The organism is Aurantimicrobium photophilum, from assembly GCF_003194085.1.
Taxonomy (GTDB): Bacteria; Actinomycetota; Actinomycetes; order Actinomycetales; family Microbacteriaceae; genus Aurantimicrobium; species Aurantimicrobium photophilum.
The window spans coordinates 1,113,996-1,131,894 of sequence record NZ_CP023994.1; the positions used below are offsets into that span (position 1 = coordinate 1,113,996).

Genomic DNA, 17,899 nt, shown 5'->3' on the forward strand with positions numbered 1-17,899 from the left:
AGAAAACAATGAGTATCGAAAAGATTGACCTCACCCAGCGTCTTGCCGGCAAGGTTGCCGTCATCACCGGTGGCGCAAGCGGCATCGGCTTTGCTACCGCAAAGCGCTTCGCAGCGGAAGGCGCCACAGTCGTCATTGGCGACGTTGCCCCCCAAGAAGCTGGCGAGAAAGCAGCTGCGGAGGTAGGCGGACTGTATGTCCGTGCTGACGTGACCGATGAAGATCAGGTGAACAACCTCTTCGACACCGCATTCAAAGTCTATGGATCTGTTGACATTGCTTTTAACAACGCTGGCATCTCACCACCCGATGACGACTCCATTGAAACCACTGAACTTCCTGCATGGAACAAGGTTCAAGACGTCAACCTCAAGTCGGTCTACCTGTGCTCACGCGCTGCGCTCCGCCACATGGTGAAGCAGCAGAGCGGCTCCATCATCAACACGGCTTCCTTCGTAGCCGTGATGGGATCTGCCACCTCACAGATTTCCTACACCGCTTCCAAGGGTGGAGTTCTGGCCATGAGCCGTGAACTCGGTGTTCAGTTTGCTCGTCAGGGCATCAGAGTCAACGCTCTCTGTCCTGGCCCAGTGAACACTCCCCTGCTTCAGGAGCTGTTTGCTAAGGATCCCGAGCGTGCACAGCGTCGGCTGGTCCACATTCCTATCGGTCGCTTTGCTAAGCCCGAGGAGCTTGCCGCAGCCGTTGCATTCCTTGCCAGTGATGACTCTTCTTTCATTACAGGTTCAACCTTCCTGGTTGACGGTGGAATTTCCTCTGCCTACGTCACTCCACTGGACTAAGCACACCTCCAATGTCTCCCGACATCCAACCTGGACTGGCCGCAGTCACAAGTCCACTCAACGGTGACTTGTTACTTCGGCCTGTCCGGGGTGGGAACACCTATGAGGAAACGGTGGAGCGTTTGCTTCAAACCATTCGCTTAGGTTTAGCACTTCCTGGTGTCCAGCTACCTCCTGAGCGCGAGCTAGCCACCATGTTGGATGTCAGTCGCGACACTGTTCGTTTAGCTATCTCGTCGCTGGTAGATGCGGGCTATCTCGTCGTAAAGCGGGGGAGATATGGTGGCACGTTCGTAGCAGATAACCTCCCGACACAACCCTTGCGCATGGGCCGAGATGGTGAACTCACGCATAACGTTGAATTCACTCATGACGAGTTAGAAGACGTGCTCATCCTGCGTGAAATTTTGGAATGTGGAGCTGCCCAACACGCGGCAACTCGGAGCTTGAGCTCTGTCGAACGTGAGCAGCTGTGGTCTGTCCTGAAAGAGACGGCTGAATCTACTTCAGAGAACTACCGAATGTTGGACTCTCGCTTGCATTTGCTCATTGCAGAGTTGACCGGTTCTCCTTCACTTCTGTCGCAAGTTGCCACCTCACGCATGAGAGTCAATGAACTCCTTGACGGAATTCCACTTCTGGCTCCCAACATTGCGCACTCCAACGAACAACATGAAGCAATCGTGTTGGCAATTCTCACTGGTGATACAGATAAAGCCAGTGCGGCAATGGCTGACCACGTTTCTGGCTCTGCAGCTCTGCTTCGTGGCTTCCTGGGGTAACAGTGAAGGTCATGCACAAAAACATGACAGAGTAATTCTGTGAGTGAACACAAAGGCACCCTCGGCATTGCCCAGGGCACGGCCCTCTATATCGCCAGTGTGCTGGGCACCGGCATCCTGGTTCTCCCGGGCTTAGCAGCTCAGGTTGCAGGACCTGCCTCGATTCTCTCTGTTGCCATCATCTTTGTGTTGTCCATCCCCTTGGCAGGAACCTTTGCCGCTCTAGCAGCCCGCTATCCCGATTCCGGTGGTGTGGCCAGCTATGTGCGCACATCCATGGGTAACACTTGGGCCCGAGTAGCTGGTTATCTTTTCTACTTCGGTGTCGCCGCTGGTGAACCGGTGGTTGCCGTCATGGGCGCCGAATATGTCATTGCCATTACCGGTGCTGACCGCTCACTCCTGCCAGCTGTTGCCGCTGTGTTGTTCCTGGTTCCCTTCACCTTGAACTTGTTCGGCGTGAAAGTTGCTGGCTGGGTGCAGTTAGGTCTTAGCGCACTGCTCGTTGTGGTGGTCGTGGGTGTGATTTCCTATGGCGCACCTGCCGTGCAGGAAACCAGCTTCCAGCCGTTCATGCCCCATGGCTGGGTTGGTGTGGGCGTGGCCATCAGTTTGTTCGTCTGGGCATTTGCCGGCTGGGAAGTTGGGACCCACATCGCCGCCGAGTTCAAGAACCCGCGCAAGACCATCCCTATCGCCACCGGTATTGCTTTGGTGATTGTGGGAACGGCTTATCTTGCCCTGCAGTGGGTCACCATCGGCGTGCTCGGCGAAAATGCCGGCAAGGGCAGTGTTCCCCTACTGACCTTGGTCAATGAAACTGCTCCCAAGGCAGGCTCCATCATTATCGCCAGCATCGCGGCGATCGTGTCCCTCGGCGTGCTCAACGCCTATTTGGCAGCCATAGGCAAGCTGGGTGCCTCACTGGGGCGTGACGGAGATCTCCCCCACTATTTCGCTCAGGGTTCAGAGCCTGATGAGGTTCCTCGTCGTAGCTTGATGCTGTCTCTGGGAATTTCCATCATCTTCTTTGGGATTTTGTTTGCACAGGATTTCCAGCTTCTCAGTCTGATTCCCATTCACCTGAGCTCGATGGTTGCCATCTATGTGTTGGGCATGACGGCAGCAGTATTGATCTTTCCTCGCTGGAGCGGGGACTGGTGGGTTGCTGTTGTGGCACTAGCCATGACCATCGTGCTGCTGGTCTTGAATGGCCCGAACGTGTTCTTCACCATTGGCGTAGCAGTCATTGCGGTGATAGTGACCGTGGTCAAGCGGCGTATTGCCACTACCCAAGCCAAGAAGGCAGCTCCGACTGCCTGATCAATAGTTCTTCGAACTACATCTCTTCGTGAGTGTTGGGATCTCCACCCCACAGGCGTCCACGCTCCAAGCCAGAGATGACATCCAGCTCTTCAGGCGAGAGATCAAAGTCGAAGCTGTGGAGGTTCGACATCTGACGACCACGATCAGCTGACTTAGGAAGTGGAATTGCGCCCAGCTGAGTGTGCCAGCGGAGGATCAACTGTGCAGGAGTAACCCCACGTGCCTGAGCGAGGTCAGTAATGACCTTCTCGTTACGCAGTTCTTCTGTCTTGCCCAGCGGACTCCAGCTTTCGGTTTGAATGCCGTGCTGCGCATGGAATGCACGCATCTGTGCCTGGGGGAAGTAGGGGTGGAGTTCGATCTGGTTGACCGAGGGCACAACGCCGGTGGCGTCGATGATCTTGGACAAGAACTCTTCGGTGAAGTTACACACACCAATACTCTTGGCGAGCCCGTCGTCCTTGAGCTCGATCATGGCCTGCCACGAGTCGAGGTAGCGGTTGACGCTGGGGTTAGGCCAATGAATCAAGTAGAGGTCGATGTAGTCGAGTCCCAGTGTCTGACGGCTCAGCTCAAATGCAGCCATGGTTTCATCGAAACCGTGAGCTGAACCACGCAGTTTGGTCGTGACGATGATCTCTTCACGAGGAACTCCTGAGGCCGCAATAGCCTTGCCTACCTCGCCCTCATTGTTATACCGGGTTGCGGTATCAATCAGGCGGTACCCCTCGTGGATGGCGCCCACGATGGAGGCAATGCCATCGTCACCGGTGAGTTTGTAGGTTCCCAGACCAATCTGGGGCAGAACTAAACCATCATTGAGGGTAACTGTGGGAGTTGTCATACCCTCCAGCGTAGGGCTTTCTAGAGCGTGACGAGAGCGTGAATATCGCGCCCAGAGAGGCGTTCGCGACCTGCGAGAGCTTCAAGCTCCAACACCACGGCAATACCAGCCACTTCCCAGCCCGCACGCTCGATCAACGACACTGAGGCACCGATAGTGCCGCCAGTTGCGAGCACATCATCGAGGACGAGAACACGAGAACCTGCAGGCAATGAAGCGGGGTTCACTTCGAGCGTGGCAGAACCATATTCCAAGTCATAGGTTTCACCAATGATGTCACCAGGCAGCTTCCCACCCTTACGAATGGGCAGAACACCGACTCCGCCATCAATGGCTGCGGCAGCTGCCAGCAAGAATCCACGAGCCTCAAGGCCAGCCACGGCATCAAACTTGCCCACAAAAGGCTCAATCAAACCGTCGACAACAGAACGAAAAGAAGCTCCATGGGCAAACACAGGAGTGAGATCCCGAAAGAGAATCCCCTCGGAAGGGAAGTCGGGAACAGTCACCATGCGTTGCATGACGACATCGGTCGCGTTACTCATGTTTCCAGCGTAACGAGGGTGAGACTACTCTGAGTCCATTCCCGAGATCTTTGCGGGCGACAGCTCGCGCAGAACATCTTCCTTGGTCATCAAGCCTGCTTCAACGACCAGGTCTGCCACGGGGCGACCTGTCTTGAGTGCCTGCTTGGCCAGCTCTGCAGCGGGGCCATAACCAATGAAGGGAATCAGGGCGGTGATTACACCGACGCTGGAGGCAACCATGCCTTCCAGGCGCTCCACGTTGGCAGTGATGCCCACAACACAGTTCACACGCAAAGTCATGCATGCCTGAGCGAGCCAGCTAATGCCCTGCAGGAGTGAGTATGCAATCACAGGTTCAAAGGCGTTGAGCTGAAGCTGTCCACCTTCGGCAGCCATGGTGACGGTGACGTCATTGCCAGCAATGGCGTAAGCAACCTGGCTCACGGCTTCAGGAATAACAGGGTTGACCTTGCCCGGCATAATTGACGAACCTGCCTGCTGAGCAGGAAGGTTGATCTCGCCCAGACCAGCCTGGGGTCCCGAGGAGAGCAGGCGAAGGTCATTGCTGATCTTGGAGAGCTTGATCGCAGAGCGCTTGAGCGTGCCGGAAAAGCTCATGAATCCACCCGCGTCGCTGGTGGCCTCAATGAGGTCAGGAGCGCTGGTGATGTCGAGACCAGAAATAGCTGCAAGGTGGCGCACAGCAGCCTCGCGGTAGCGAGGATCTGCCGTGATACCCGTACCAATAGCGGTAGCACCCAGGTTGATTTCACTCAGCATCCACACCGTCTCGGTAAGACGGTCATAGTCTTCACCGAGCGTGGTGCCAAAGCCATGGAATTCTTGACCCAAGGTCATAGGAACAGCATCTTGCAGCTGTGTGCGGCCGACCTTGAGGATGTGCTTGAACTCTTCACCCTTAGCGTTGAAGGCATCACGCAGCAGTCCCAGCTCGGTGAGCAAGTGAGGCAACGCAAACGCGAGTGAGAGCTTCACAGCGGTGGGATAAGTGTCGTTTGTCGACTGTGACTTGTTCACGTCGTCGATGGGGTGCATGTGCTCATAGGAGCCCTTGGCGTGCCCCATGAGCTCGAGGCAGCGGTTTGCAATGACTTCGTTGGCATTCATGTTGGTGCTGGTTCCCGCACCACCCTGAATCACACCAACGACGAACTGTTCGTGCCATGCACCGTCAATGATTTCCTGGCAAACGCGGTCAATGATGTCAGCCTTGTGCTGGTCCAGAACACCAATCTCTGCATTGGCGCGAGCAGCTGCCTGCTTCACGCAGGCCAGAGCAACGATGAGCTCGGGGAATACCGAGATAGGACGCTTAGCTATGGGGAAGTTTTCCAGAGCACGTGCGGTGTGGACGCCCCAGTAAGCGTCTGCAGGAACCTGCATGGCTCCAAGAGAGTCGGTTTCGGTCCGAGTAGCTACAGGCGCAATCGGCAGCTGTGCATTTCCGGCGAAGTTTCCAACCCGGTCGGTCGAGGAGAGACCAAGAGTGTCGATGGGACGTGTGGATGGTGTGGTCTGTTCAGACACTGGTTATCAGCTCCATTGCTGTGTTGAAGGACTTTGTGGGTCGTCACGAGTCTAGAACGGTCATTCGGGCACGAACAAGGAAGGCGTCCGGCTATTCGGACAATTCATTAGCTCAATTTTCGAAGCAAACCTGTGATGAGTTTCTTCTTTGATTCCGTAAATGGCGGATAGACCAGAGCCAGAGTTTCTGGTTTGAGCGGCTTCGACAAGATTGCCTTCTCGTGACTAAACGTGTCGAAGGAGCGCTTGCCGCGGTAAGCACCAATGCCACTCTCCCCTACGCCACCAAAGGGCAAACCGGGGACACTCAAATGAAGAATAGCCACATTGAAACCAATAGCCCCAGAGCTGGTGCGCTCGGTGAATGCACGACGAACTAATGTGTTCTCGCTAAACACATAGAGCGCTAACGGCTTGGACTTGGAGTTGATGAAGTCAATTGCGTCGTCAAGATCTTTGACGGTGATCATGGGCAAGATCGGACCAAAAATCTCTTCCTGCATCACCGCAGCATCTCTTTTGACGTCAACCAAGACAGTGGGAGGGATGTATCGCTGCTTCGCCACGGGCTTGCCTGCGGCAACAACACGACCGTCCTTGAGATAGCCACTCAAGCGCGCAAAGTGATTGTCGTTGATGATGCGACCATAGTCATCCGAGAGCAGCGGATCAGAACCATAAAGATTCTCGATTGCAGTCACGAGGTGTGACTCGAGTTCTTTCTGGACGCTCTGTGTGGCCAGGATGTAGTCCGGTGCAACACAGGTTTGACCTGCGTTGAGATATTTTGCCCACGCAATGCGCAACGCTGCAGCTTCGAGGTCAACAGAGTCGTCGATATAGATCGGCGACTTCCCACCAAGTTCCAGAGAAACAGGTGTGAGGTTCTTAGCCGCAGCTTCCATCACTATCCGTGCCACGCGGCCATTGCCGGTGTAGAAAATGTGGTCGTAGCGTTGCTCAAGCAACCAACCAGTTTCTTCAGCGGCACCCTCCACAATCGCAATGGCGCGTGGGTCGAGATAGACCGGAATGAGCTTGGCCAGTGCCGCCGATGTAGCTGGTGCTAACTCACTGGGCTTGAGGACTGCCGCATTACCCGCCGCAATAGCGCCGACCAAGGGAGCTAACAGTAACTGCATGGGGTAGTTCCAGGGAGCAATGATGAGCGCAACACCCACGGGCTCGCTGACAACAAAAGCCTTTGCTGGCATGGCTGCCAGCGGAACGCTCACCTTATGAGGCTTGAGCCAACTCGAGAGATTCTTGAGGGCATAATCAATGTCGCCCAAGATGATGCCAATCTCGGTCAGCTGGGCCTCTGACGCACTCTTGCCCAGGTCCGAGAACAACGCAGCTTCAATAACACTCTCGTTATCGACCACCATCTGACGCAGGGCGTTGAGCTGGTTGATGCGCCACTGACGTTTGGCGGTCAGGCCAGAGTTATAGGCATCACGCAGTGATGCGACGAGTGCTGCGGCTTCTGACTTTTTCTTCAGCGTGGTCATGGCAACACACTACGCCTGCAGGCTGAATTAGTCGCGTGGCTGAACGCTATAACGACGCAGTTGGAGGGAAGGGTTGGTCTGGCGCGCATCAATGACGGCCTGAATGTTGACCGTGGCGATCGAGACACCCATCTGGTTTCCCATGTCGATGAGTGTTTCACCCATGGGCGAGATAACACGAGACATTCCTACCGCGATGGGAGGAATCTGGTCAGCAGCTGCCAGGTAGACAGTGTTCTCAATAGCTCGTGCAGACGTGAGTGCAGCCCAGTGATGCGCCTTCTTTGGCCCTGAGATCCACTCCGCAATGAGGGCAACCATGTGGGCACCGGCATCCACCAAACGCCTCGTGGTTTCGGGGAAACGCAAATCAAAACAGGTCTGCATTCCTACCGTGAGATCATCCACGGTGAACAACTGAGGGGCCTCTGCAGGATCTCCTGCCTGCATCCACTCGCTTTCGAGCATGTCGAAGGCGTCATAGAGGTGCACCTTGCGATATCTCGCCACGACGCCTGCCCCTGGCAACACCGCAATAGCGGTGTTGTAAGGGCGCTTGTCTTCGGGATTGTCTGACTTCTCGAGCATGCCAATGACAATGGCAATGTTGCACTCATCTGCCAGTTCGGTCATGGCTTCCACGAAGGGGCCGTCCATAGTCTCGGCATATTCAAACACCCAGTCACCGAGCTTGCCACCCAGCACAGAGGAATATTCGGGCAGAACAATGAGGCGGGCATCGTTGTGAGACGCAGCGTGCACGAGAGCCTGAATGGTGCTCACGTTCTCTGCTGGGTTGGGCCCAGGACCGAACTGCGCAACAGCAACTTTCACGCCGCCCACATCTTGGGATTCTCCGAGGTCGTCGTTCTTGGTGTCGAATTCTTCAGCCATTACTTACCCAATCCAAGAATCTCTCTCGTGACGCGAACATCGTTATGCATTTGCTCAATGAGTGGATCGATGCCGGTAAAAGCAACCATCCCACGAATGTGGGCAGCAAACTCAATCGTGACCTGGTGACCATAAAGATCCAGGTTCTGATCCAAGAGGAAAGCTTCGACGGTGCGCTTGTTCACACCTTCAAAAGTGGGGTTAGTTCCTACAGAAATTGCTGCGGGATACCGGTGACCTCCGTCAACGAACCAGCCCGCATAGACGCCATCGCTGGGCACGAGTCCCGTGGCTTCTTGAGAGAGGTTGGCAGTGGGGAAACCGAGTTCGCGCCCACGCTTGTGACCGTGAACTACTTCACCATTGACGCGAGGCAAGCGACCTAGCAGCTTCGCTGCCGTCGCCACATCTCCTGAAGCCATGAGTTCACGAATGAGCGAAGACGACACGCGCACGCCATCAACTGGGGCAACGTCATCAATGAGCACCACATCAAAACCGAGCTCTGCGCCAAGTTCCTGCAGTGTTGCAACATCGCCTGAGGCGTGGTCACCAAAGCGGAAGTCATGACCGACCAATACTGCCTGGGTGTTGAGTTTGCCGAGCAAAATGCTAGTGACGAAGGCCCGGGGGCTGAGGCCTGCAAGTTCCGTATCGAAGGCCAGCACCAAGCTGGCATCTATGTTCTCTTGGTCAATCAGTGCCAGACGATCCTCGGTGGAGAGGATGTCTGCTGGTAGCTGCTCTGGTGACAGTAACGAAGCTGGGTGGCGATCAAATGTAATCACGGTCGATTTCAATCCACGCATGGAAGAAATCTCACCAAGCTGCCGGAGAATTTCCACGTGCCCCACGTGAACACCATCGAACTTGCCAATGGTGACCGCACTGGGCCCCCATCCAGATGGGACCTCCGCAAGAGAACGCCAGTGAAACATCAGACAGATTTCTTTTCAGGGTGCTTACGCAACCACCGCAGACCAATAATGGGCATCACCAGTGGGATAAAGAGATAACCCATACCGAAGAAGGACCAGACGGTGGGGTGGGCAAAGAGTGCGGGCATGAGCAAACTCAGCGCACCCACAATCAACACACCAGCTAGCTCAAAACCAATCGTGATCTGCGCAATGCGGAACCAGACCGCGCCGGGGGCAATGAGCGCAATCGTGGCAACGACATAGACAACCGCCGCGAGCGCAGAAAGCGAATACGCCAGGGGTGCCTGATCAAACTTGGCCACCAGTTGATAAAACGATCGACCGGTAGCCGCCAATGCCAACACCAGGTAAATCGCAATCAGAATGCGACCCGCGCCTGAGCGTCGAGATACCGGTGAGGAAGTGTCAGACATGGTGAGTCAATTCTAGGTTCACGAGGACTAGACGCCCTGAATGAACCAGATCTGTCCCATGCGGTACAGCATGACGGCAACAGCGAGCTGTGCCACACCCAAAATCACTGTGCTCCAACGACTGCGGTCAATGAGCGCCCAGAATCCGGAAGCTACGGGCAGGAATATGGCACTGATCAGATAGATATAAAACTCGAACAGGCTTCCGGTAGGTCGATTACCTGTGAGTGGTCCGGCGATGGTCACAGCCAGCTGAACAATCAACAGCAACGCAACAACACCAGCAAAAGCCATAGTCAAGTCACTGGGTCGGCGCCCCATCAAACCCAGAACAACGGCAAGCACGCCACCAGTCACGGCTACGCCTATCTGCAGGGCAGTAAACCAGTCGATCATGAGTTAAGAACCTTCGGTTTCAGTGGGGAAATTCACCACGACACGAGTCTGGTTTTTCTTCACAGTAACCAGTCCCACCAGCCTATCCCCCGGGCCGATAGCTGCGACGGGCTCTTTGCTGTCGGGATACCCCTCAAGAAGAACTTTTTTACCCTGAGAGAGTTCGACGGCTTGAGTCTCATTGAGATCCACCGCAGAGAAGATTCCTCGTGCCACATCAGCTGGGGACATGAGCTCTGGTGCGCTCTCCAGCTTGTCTAAGTCATGGGCATCGGTGACGTGGAAAGAACCGATACGTGTTCTGCGCAAGGCAGTGAGATGACCACCCACACCCAGCTTGAATCCCAGGTCTCGAGCAAGTGCACGGATATAGGTCCCCGAGGAGCACTCCACCCGCACTTCAACATCAATGAAGCCGTTGCCCTCCTCGTCAGATCCACGAGTAATGCTCTGAACATCGAAGGCATAGATGGTGACCGCACGAGCTTTGAGCTCCACTGTCTCCCCCGCGCGGGCCAATGCATAGGCACGCTTGCCGCCCACCTTGATGGCACTAACCGTGCTGGGAACCTGTTCGATCTCGCCTGTGAGTGGAATGATGCCCTCTGCAATGAGTTCATCGGTCACACGATCGAGCTGTGCTTGGGGTGCAAAACCCAGGAGGTCACCCTCAGCATCATCAGTGGTGCTTGAAGAACCCAGCCGAATGGTGGCGACATATTCCTTGCTCAACCCCACGATAAAGGTGAGTAAACGAGTCGATGGCCCCAGCCCCAGAATGAGCAAACCTGTTGCCATCGGGTCTAACGTTCCGGCGTGACCGACCTTGCGGGTGCCAGCGAGCTTACGAATACGAGCCACTGCGTCATGACTGGTGAAACCTTGTGGCTTGTCAATCAACACAATGCCGTTGGGTGCAGGTGTTGTGGGGGAAGCCATAGGTCAATTATCTCGGATAGTGGTGTGCTGATATCCAAACAAAAAGACCACCTGGCGAGAGGTGGTCTTAGTGTTTGTGCACCCCCCGGGACTTGAACCCGGAACCCACTGATTAAGAGTCAGTTGCTCTGCCAATTGAGCTAGAGGTGCAGTTGGTTCGAAATTGTGTTCCGAACCGAAGGTCAACATTATCACCACTGAGCGAACTGGTCGAATTGAGCACAAACATGACCCCTGCCCCAGCGAAGTAATTTCCCAGAGGAACTTTCGCACCCTGAGGAAATCCTCATAATTTTGAATCAAATTTACGAAATCCGTATGAATTCTTCAAAAATACTTCCGATTCCGTCGCTTGAAGGGATAAAGTAGGGAGGTACTCATCCAACGAGGGATGAGCCCGTACTAGGAGTGTCATGAAGGTCGCAGTCCCCACCGAAATCAAGAACAACGAGTTCCGCGTTGCAATTACCCCCGCAGGCGTGCACGAACTCGTTGGTAACGGACACGAAGTTCTCGTTCAAGCTGGAGCAGGTCTCGGCTCTTCGATCACCGATGAGGCTTACAAAGCCGCTGGTGCGAAGATCGTCGCCACCGCTGAAGAAGCTTGGGCAGCAGCTGATGTTCTGCTCAAGGTTAAAGAACCTATTGCCAGCGAATACAAGTACTTCCGTGAGGGACTTGTTCTCTTCACCTACCTCCACCTCGCAGCTGAGCCTGAGCTCACCAAGGCACTGGTTGACGCCAAGGTCACCGGTATTGCCTATGAAACCGTTCAGCTTCCCACTCGTCAGCTTCCACTGCTTGCTCCCATGAGTGAGGTTGCAGGTCGTCTTGCTCCCATCCTCGGTGCCAACGTTATGCTCAAGCCCAATGGTGGCCCCGGCCTCCTCGTTCCTGGCGTTCCCGGAACTCACCCTGCCAAGGTTGTTGTCCTTGGTGGCGGTGTTGCAGGAACCAACGCTGTGCAGGTTGCTGCAGGTATGGGTGCAGAAGTAACTGTTCTCGACACCAACTTGTTCCGCCTGCGTGAGCTCGACGCTCTCTACGACGGACGCATCAAGACCATCGCCTCGAACTCCTTCGAGATCGAAAAGGCATGTCTTGAAGCAGACATGGTGATCGGTTCTGTTCTGATTCCTGGCGCTAAGGCTCCCAAGCTGGTCAGCAACGACTTGGTCAAGCGCATGAAGCCAGGCAGCGTTCTCGTGGACATCGCAGTAGACCAGGGTGGCTGCTTCGCAGACACTCACGCAACCACTCACGCTGAGCCCACCTTCCAGGTTCACAACTCGCTGTTCTACTGCGTAGCTAACATGCCAGGTGCTGTTCCCAACACCTCGACCTACGCACTGACCAACGCAACCCTGCCTTACCTGCGCTCCATCGCCAACAACGGATGGCACGCAGCCCTCAAGGCAGACCCTTCACTGCGTCTGGGCCTCAACACCCACGCCGGTGCTGTAACCAACGCACCTGTTGCTCAGGCAACGGGTCTCGAATACAGCGACCTCGACGCAATCTTCGCGTAAAGAAGTTCACAGAATGACCCTTGTGGTCGAGCCATCAGGTTCGACCACAAGGGTTTTTCCATACCCCGTGTGAGGAAACAGACCCGACCGCAGACGCAAACCTCGAAGTTCTGAACTGGTGCAGCCATCCAGCACCACAACAGAGGAGTGCTTGAGTGCCCCAAGGAGTGCAGGTTGAGACATCCACTCATCCGGTGTTCCCACCACGATGGATGGTGAATTCTGAACCTGAACAGAAATCCCTTCGCCCAAATCTGAGAGTCTTGATTCTTCTTCCTGCCAAGCAAGGAGGAGCTCGCGCTTCCGGTGGGTCACAACCAAATAAGAGGTGTTCTCGTCAAAATCGAGCTTCTCGACCTGAGCAACAGGGTGCTCTAGAAACTCCGTCAAGAAAAGTTGAACCTCATGTCCATTCCACACAGCCCTGCCAGGTTGTGCATGCGACTGAAGCTTGAGAGTTGCAGGGAAAAGAGACAACAACCCCGTCACGCCGCGGATGTGTTCACTGCACCCCAACACCACAGCTTTGCCTTGCTTAGGGGCGTTCCTCACCACGCGCGTGAGGCACTGAAGGAACTCCTCACGATGCTCCAGATCGAAGTCATCCAGGATGGCATCAAGGTCGTCGACGATGAAGCCTTCCTCTGGTGCTGCTCCCCCAACGACAACATCCCAAGCCTGTTCAGCCTCAACAATCAGACCAAAGCCCAACTGCTGAGCAATGAGTTGGGAGGCATTGCTGTTGCCTGAACGTGCAGGACCTGTGATGAGTAGGTTCCCCTCGGAACGTGGTGAGTACTGTGCCCATGTTTGCACCTGGTGTTCTGGGATATCTGCCAGCCCCAACCAAGCAGCTTCATCGAGAGGCTCTGGTAAGTCGACTGAACGAATCACTGACGGCAGAGGCGGTAACCATGGCAATCGAGGTGACCATCCGAGATGTTCCTGCCGCCATTGATCGGTCTTTGCTTCGACCACCTCTATGTCTTGCTCGGTCAGACATGCTGCTTGGAACTCTTTCTGATCAAGACCAGTTCCTACAATCACAGCTCTGCCTGGGATGTGGGGAAGAACAAAAGCAGCGTCATCTCCCAACAGCGCCTGGGAATCTTGTTTCTGTGAAACACGGAATCCCACCTTCAGAGCACAGTTCGCCAGTAACGCATCACCGAGAGCTCCACCCACACGCTGGCTGGAGAGAATCAGATGAATTCCGAGAGATCTTCCCCTTGCAGCGAGGTCCACAAAGACGCTCTGGAGTTCCGGGAACGCTTCGAGAACGGCACGAAATTCATCAACAACGACAATGAGACGCCCGAGCTGAATGCCTTCACCGAGAGCTGCAATATCCCCTGCTCCACACTGCGCCAGGACCCGTTCGCGATAGCGAATCTCTGCATGCAGTGACGTCAAGGCACGATGAGCTTCTGCGTTATCAAGGTCTGTCACCATTCCCACAACATGTGCCAAGCCCGTGAGCTGGCTAAAGCCGGCACCACCTTTGAAATCAATAATCAGGAAGGAGAGTTCATCGGGCGAATAACTGGCAGCTAGTGCAACAAGCCAAGTTTTCAGGAACTCTGTCTTGCCTGAACCTGTCATTCCTGTGATGACGGCATGTGGTCCGGCGGTGACGAGGTCAAGCAGGAGTGGATATGACTGTTGCCTCCCCACATTGACAACCAAACTTTCTCTAGTGGACTGCCACATTCCTGTGGTGTTGAGGACGGTCTCAACACGTTGGGGAATGACTTCTCGTTCTTTCGTTTCGGGAGTAGTTTCTGCCACTAATTTGGGCAGGATGAGGTTCGCTTCAGCTCGGGTGAGCAGATCCACCGACAGCTCGATGGGAGCGGCCATGGCATCGACTGTGTCGAGCAAGGTGGCTCGTCCATGCTCCACTTTGAGCAGATAACGCAATCCCACCGGGATGGTGTCCATATCGGAAATATGGCTCACTACGACGTTGATACTCTTCGTTGGAGAGAGCAAGGCAACCAGTTCTGGTTCTGCAGAAAGTTCGATCCCCACACGCGTGATCTCATGGCTTCCCCAATTCCACGCCAACTGGAATGCCATCGCACGTATAACCGATTTCGCCTCGATATCAGTCCCTCTCACAGCGATACCTGAGGTGATATCCAACAGAACCGGCAAACCGTCTGTGCGATCAACTCCTAGTCGCACCACACGCTCGTCGCCTACTGACTGGGCTCCTGCAGCCCACAGCGGCCTCATCATGTTTCCGGGTTGTGCATTGGCGCTGCTGGGAGGATTGCGCCGGAGCATCTCTTCTCGATGAGCGAGTGTTTCGAGCTGTTTTTGCTGAGACAGGGCTATCTCTTCCTCGTCTTCACGCTCTGCCTGCTTGAGCGCTTCTCGTTTGGTATGAAACTTGCCATCGAAGTACTGGGCAACCGCCATAACTGGCCCCAGAAGGGCAAAGAGGAGTGTGTAAGCAGAGCCTGTAATCAGGAACAACACAACACTGGTGACAAGTGGGGCAATAAGGGCAAAGACAGGGAAGCGCATGGGGGCACTTCACCACGAAGTCGAGTATCGAATCACTCACATCTGAGTGTTCGTGGATAACTCCGCGTTAGCTAATGGTGAGGTGGAGATCTCCGAAATCCACCCGAGTTCCGCGCACCACGGTGTAGTGAGTTCCTGGTTGTGCACGACGGGGCACAACACCGGGTTCACGAATAATGGTTCCGTTGCCACTCTTGCGGTCAGAAATCCACAACTCATTACCCTCAACACCGAACTCAAGGTGGGTCTTGGAGACGGATCGACCCGGGTCTGAGACCACGATGAGGTGTTCGAACTCTTCATCCTCAGCAGGCGTGGGCATGCGGCCTAGGAGTCCACTGCGGGTGATCTCAACGCTTTCACCGGTTCCCAGCGTGATGGTGAACGAGACCATGGAGGTGAGTTCGTTCTCGGTAGCAAAACGGGGTGCTTCAACAACACGGGCAGGCGGGGTTTCGAAAAGCTCGGAGAGATCAACGCCCTCGATCTGCTCAATGATGTTGGTCGATGTAGTTTCTGGTTCCTGCGCAGGAACCGTAGTGAAACTCTCTGCGGGGGGAAGATCAGCAGGTGCAGAAGTTACTTCAACCGCAGGCTCAGCAACAGGCTCTGGCTTCACCACAGGAATTGCTTGGGTGCGGGAGACAGAACTGCCGCATTCGCCACAGAACAGCGCTCCGTCCGGGAGCGCGCTCTGACATACCTCACACACCATGACTGTGATGCTACCGGCGCTTGGGCAACCAAGCGGTGAAGCGAGCCCATGACAGACCAAATGATTTCACTGAAATCTTTGCTCTGAATTTCTGCCAACGTGTCAGGTTTGCATCTAATTCCTTGACCACACCATCTGCTTCGGACCAGGCACGAATCACGTCAGATTCGGTGACGGAATCAACCGAATACTGGGCTGTATCTGCCAGCACGGCAACCGTGGTTGCTGCTGGCAGAGCAGTGATCTCTGCTAATTCTTGACGCGTCATCGAGGCAGATGCAGCAGTGCCATGATCAAGCAGGGCATCTCGAACCTCACTCCATGCGCCTTCCACACGATCACGGGGATCTGCGGCGCTGTGACGCGCTGCGCGTCGGCGCCGCTTCGCAATGACTATTGCGAGGAACGGAGACGCAAGAACACCTAGCCAGAGCAGTGACCACCCAACCACGTTCAGCACCGCAAGAATGGCCTGCAACACAGGATCCACTGCCGTGGGCTGTTCTTCATCGGCAGCTTCAGGGGCTGAGTTGTCGTTGAGTTGTGGTTCATCCTGCGCAGGGGGTTCCACTGCGGTTTGTGGGAAGGCCACTTCTGTGGGGTCTTGAGGCTGCTCTTCCGGGATAGGTCGTTCCGCAGGGTTGGGGTTCACAGCCACCCAGCCGTTGGTGGTGTTGATCTCGATCCACGCCGTCATCTCAGCGCCGGTAAAGGTCACATCAGTACCCGCATCGGAGCCTTCAGGGGCGATAAAGCCCATCACCACGCGAGAGGGGAAGCCAATCTGTGTTGCCATCAGCGAAGCGGCAGCCGCATACTGCTCTGCGTCTCCGACCATGGGGCTTGCCGCAAAGAGAGCAGCGAGACGATTAGCACCATGGCCAGAGGCACTAGAAACCTCCTCGGGACCACCATGGCTGATGTAACCCTGGGAAGTGAGCGCGGTAAGTGCTGCTTGCACGCGTTCCCCTGCAGACGTTTTTCCCTTGGAAGACAAAGACACAAAAGCATCCAGCCCATCTGGCATCACCTGAGGGGCAGGAACGATGGCATCGCCAGGTTCGAGCGAACCAACAGAGGAGATTGACACCTCAGGTGCAGCAAGACCGGTGGTGCGATAGCTATCACCCTCTATCAAACCTGTGGTGACAGCTCCTGTTCCCGCAGGACGGCTGTAGTAGAAGGCATCAGTGAGTGCTCGTGAACCTGCTCCAGTGAAGTTCAACGAGCCGAGCTCTCCTGTAAGGGGAACCCATGCACCTGTAAGGCCAGAGATCGTGACCTGCGCTGTGACTTCATCACCTGTCTTGGACGTTGTGGGGATAGAGCCGGGAAGTTTGGTGAAGTCGGCGGCAACACCACCGACGGAGAACAACACCCCGGTGTAGTTATCGAGGGCGGCAATACTGAGTCTTTGGCCCGCGCTCAGCCCAGTAACCGAGAGAAGATCCTTGTTCTTGTCATCGCCGGTGACAAAAGAACGGTATTCAGAGAGTGGGCTGGTGTCGTCTTGCAATACGAAGGGCTGGTCAATCTCGGTGCGCCAGACTGTGCGGTCCGTGATGGGAGTGACCAAGACAACCGCAGAGGCCACTACTGCAGAAAGAACGAGAATACCGATTGCCCTGAATCCAGCTCGGGCAACACCGACGCGGCTGAGCGCAAACCACATCGCTATAAGAACAAACACACCCACGGTGACGACAACACTGGCGAAACTTCTACTGGGGCCAAGCCAGATGGCGACACCCAGCGTGATTACGGGAACCAGTGCAGCCACGGAGGCAATTCCTCGCGTGCGAATGATCCGCAGGCTCAGCACAACCGCAAGCAATACTCCCAGCAACGACAGCAAGAGCACAGGCACCAAGAGAGCTTCATATGTGCCCACTGGCGGCATGACCGTCACCAGTTGTTTCCATGACAGCACGACACCAGTGAGCAGATTGAGTTCACCTTGCAGGCTGGGAAGGAAGCCGAAGAATGCTTCGCTGGGCACAGCCAGTGGAACACCGAAGATCAGATAGGCAGTAACTGCCGTGAGCGCGGTGCGGAGCACGGACCACTTACCGCGGGCAGAGAGCAGTGCAATGAGGGCACCGAGAAGGGCACCACCAGCTACAGCAACAAAGAATGCAGGGTTTTGATACACCGGCCACAACGGCACGAGAGATACCACTACCGCTAAGGCAAGTATGA

General features: G+C 55.3%; 16 protein-coding genes and 1 tRNA gene. 4 read left to right on the top strand and 13 right to left on the bottom strand.

Annotated features, from left to right (window positions below; genetic code table 11):
• Nucleotides 1-8: 8 nt before the first annotated feature.
• The 3 genes from AURMO_RS05540 to AURMO_RS05550 are packed head-to-tail and all read left to right on the top strand — an operon-like array spanning nt 9 to nt 2,908.
• Nucleotides 9-803 (top strand): 3-oxoacyl-ACP reductase, encoded by a 795-nt coding sequence (locus tag AURMO_RS05540; protein WP_162532684.1) that lies wholly within the window; start codon nt 9-11, stop codon nt 801-803.
• Between the two features lie 11 nt (nt 804-814).
• A complete protein-coding gene (locus tag AURMO_RS05545; RefSeq protein WP_110233834.1) occupies nt 815-1,585 on the top strand; it encodes a FadR/GntR family transcriptional regulator in 771 nt (256 codons plus the stop codon).
• Between the two features lie 39 nt (nt 1,586-1,624).
• Nucleotides 1,625-2,908, top strand: a complete 1,284-nt coding sequence (locus tag AURMO_RS05550) for an APC family permease (protein WP_110233836.1) — start codon at nt 1,625-1,627, stop codon at nt 2,906-2,908.
• A 16-nt stretch (nt 2,909-2,924) separates the two neighbouring features.
• Here AURMO_RS05550 and AURMO_RS05555 read toward each other — a convergent pair whose 3' ends face one another.
• From AURMO_RS05555 to AURMO_RS05600, 10 genes are all read right to left on the bottom strand, one after another.
• Nucleotides 2,925-3,755, bottom strand: coding sequence for an aldo/keto reductase (locus AURMO_RS05555; RefSeq protein ID WP_110233838.1), 831 nt, complete (start codon nt 3,753-3,755; stop codon nt 2,925-2,927).
• Nucleotides 3,756-3,775: 20 nt separating this feature from the next.
• Nucleotides 3,776-4,300, bottom strand: coding sequence for an adenine phosphoribosyltransferase (locus tag AURMO_RS05560; RefSeq protein WP_110233840.1), 525 nt, complete (start codon nt 4,298-4,300; stop codon nt 3,776-3,778).
• Nucleotides 4,301-4,324: 24 nt separating this feature from the next.
• Complete coding sequence (locus tag AURMO_RS05565) at nt 4,325-5,731, bottom strand: aspartate ammonia-lyase (RefSeq protein ID WP_275425181.1); 1,407 nt, start codon at nt 5,729-5,731, stop codon at nt 4,325-4,327.
• 206 nt (nt 5,732-5,937) lie between these two features.
• A complete protein-coding gene (locus tag AURMO_RS05570) occupies nt 5,938-7,341 on the bottom strand; it encodes an aldehyde dehydrogenase family protein (protein ID WP_110233843.1) in 1,404 nt (467 codons plus the stop codon).
• A gap of 27 nt (nt 7,342-7,368) precedes the next feature.
• Entirely contained in the window at nt 7,369-8,235 is an 867-nt protein-coding gene (locus AURMO_RS05575) for a carbon-nitrogen hydrolase family protein (RefSeq protein WP_110233846.1), read from the bottom strand.
• Nucleotides 8,235-9,173: a bifunctional riboflavin kinase/FAD synthetase gene (locus AURMO_RS05580; protein ID WP_110233848.1), complete on the bottom strand. Its 939-nt coding sequence runs from the start codon at nt 9,171-9,173 to the stop codon at nt 8,235-8,237. The genes AURMO_RS05575 and AURMO_RS05580 overlap by 1 nt, the downstream gene beginning before the upstream one ends.
• Nucleotides 9,173-9,589, bottom strand: coding sequence for a hypothetical protein (locus AURMO_RS05585; protein WP_110233850.1), 417 nt, complete (start codon nt 9,587-9,589; stop codon nt 9,173-9,175). The genes AURMO_RS05580 and AURMO_RS05585 overlap by 1 nt, the downstream gene beginning before the upstream one ends.
• Before the next feature lie 27 nt (nt 9,590-9,616).
• Nucleotides 9,617-9,985 (bottom strand): hypothetical protein, encoded by a 369-nt coding sequence (locus AURMO_RS05590; protein ID WP_110233852.1) that lies wholly within the window; start codon nt 9,983-9,985, stop codon nt 9,617-9,619.
• 3 nt (nt 9,986-9,988) lie between these two features.
• Nucleotides 9,989-10,924 (bottom strand): tRNA pseudouridine(55) synthase TruB, encoded by a 936-nt coding sequence (gene truB, locus AURMO_RS05595; RefSeq protein WP_110233855.1) that lies wholly within the window; start codon nt 10,922-10,924, stop codon nt 9,989-9,991.
• Nucleotides 10,925-11,001: 77 nt separating this feature from the next.
• Nucleotides 11,002-11,074, bottom strand: a tRNA-Lys gene (locus AURMO_RS05600).
• A 263-nt stretch (nt 11,075-11,337) separates the two neighbouring features.
• On the opposite strand from AURMO_RS05600, the gene ald reads away from it, so the two are divergent.
• Nucleotides 11,338-12,453, top strand: coding sequence for an alanine dehydrogenase (gene ald, locus AURMO_RS05605; protein ID WP_110233858.1), 1,116 nt, complete (start codon nt 11,338-11,340; stop codon nt 12,451-12,453).
• 6 nt (nt 12,454-12,459) lie between these two features.
• Here the strand turns inward: ald and AURMO_RS05610 are convergent, their stop codons facing one another.
• From AURMO_RS05610 to AURMO_RS05620, 3 genes are all read right to left on the bottom strand, one after another.
• Nucleotides 12,460-14,985: an FtsK/SpoIIIE domain-containing protein gene (locus AURMO_RS05610; protein WP_110233861.1), complete on the bottom strand. Its 2,526-nt coding sequence runs from the start codon at nt 14,983-14,985 to the stop codon at nt 12,460-12,462.
• Between the two features lie 67 nt (nt 14,986-15,052).
• Entirely contained in the window at nt 15,053-15,700 is a 648-nt protein-coding gene (locus AURMO_RS05615) for an FHA domain-containing protein (protein WP_110233863.1), read from the bottom strand.
• A gap of 10 nt (nt 15,701-15,710) precedes the next feature.
• Entirely contained in the window at nt 15,711-17,879 is a 2,169-nt protein-coding gene (locus AURMO_RS05620; protein WP_162532685.1) for a transglutaminase-like domain-containing protein, read from the bottom strand.
• Nucleotides 17,880-17,899 lie beyond the last annotated feature (20 nt).

Bases quoted from the DNA above. Each gene is read 5' to 3' on its own strand.
- AURMO_RS05540 (WP_162532684.1), top strand. From the start codon at position 9: ATGAGTATCGAAAAGATTGACCTCACCCAGCGTCTTGCCGGCAAGGTT.
- AURMO_RS05545 (WP_110233834.1), top strand. From the start codon at position 815: ATGTCTCCCGACATCCAACCTGGACTGGCCGCAGTCACAAGTCCACTC.
- AURMO_RS05555 (WP_110233838.1), bottom strand. From the start codon at position 3,755: ATGACAACTCCCACAGTTACCCTCAATGATGGTTTAGTTCTGCCCCAG.
- AURMO_RS05560 (WP_110233840.1), bottom strand. From the start codon at position 4,300: ATGAGTAACGCGACCGATGTCGTCATGCAACGCATGGTGACTGTTCCC.
- AURMO_RS05570 (WP_110233843.1), bottom strand. From the start codon at position 7,341: ATGACCACGCTGAAGAAAAAGTCAGAAGCCGCAGCACTCGTCGCATCA.
- AURMO_RS05575 (WP_110233846.1), bottom strand. From the start codon at position 8,235: ATGGCTGAAGAATTCGACACCAAGAACGACGACCTCGGAGAATCCCAA.
- AURMO_RS05580 (WP_110233848.1), bottom strand. From the start codon at position 9,173: ATGTTTCACTGGCGTTCTCTTGCGGAGGTCCCATCTGGATGGGGGCCC.
- AURMO_RS05585 (WP_110233850.1), bottom strand. From the start codon at position 9,589: ATGTCTGACACTTCCTCACCGGTATCTCGACGCTCAGGCGCGGGTCGC.
- AURMO_RS05590 (WP_110233852.1), bottom strand. From the start codon at position 9,985: ATGATCGACTGGTTTACTGCCCTGCAGATAGGCGTAGCCGTGACTGGT.
- truB (WP_110233855.1), bottom strand. From the start codon at position 10,924: ATGGCTTCCCCCACAACACCTGCACCCAACGGCATTGTGTTGATTGAC.
- ald (WP_110233858.1), top strand. From the start codon at position 11,338: ATGAAGGTCGCAGTCCCCACCGAAATCAAGAACAACGAGTTCCGCGTT.
- AURMO_RS05610 (WP_110233861.1), bottom strand. From the start codon at position 14,985: ATGCGCTTCCCTGTCTTTGCCCTTATTGCCCCACTTGTCACCAGTGTT.
- AURMO_RS05615 (WP_110233863.1), bottom strand. From the start codon at position 15,700: ATGGTGTGTGAGGTATGTCAGAGCGCGCTCCCGGACGGAGCGCTGTTC.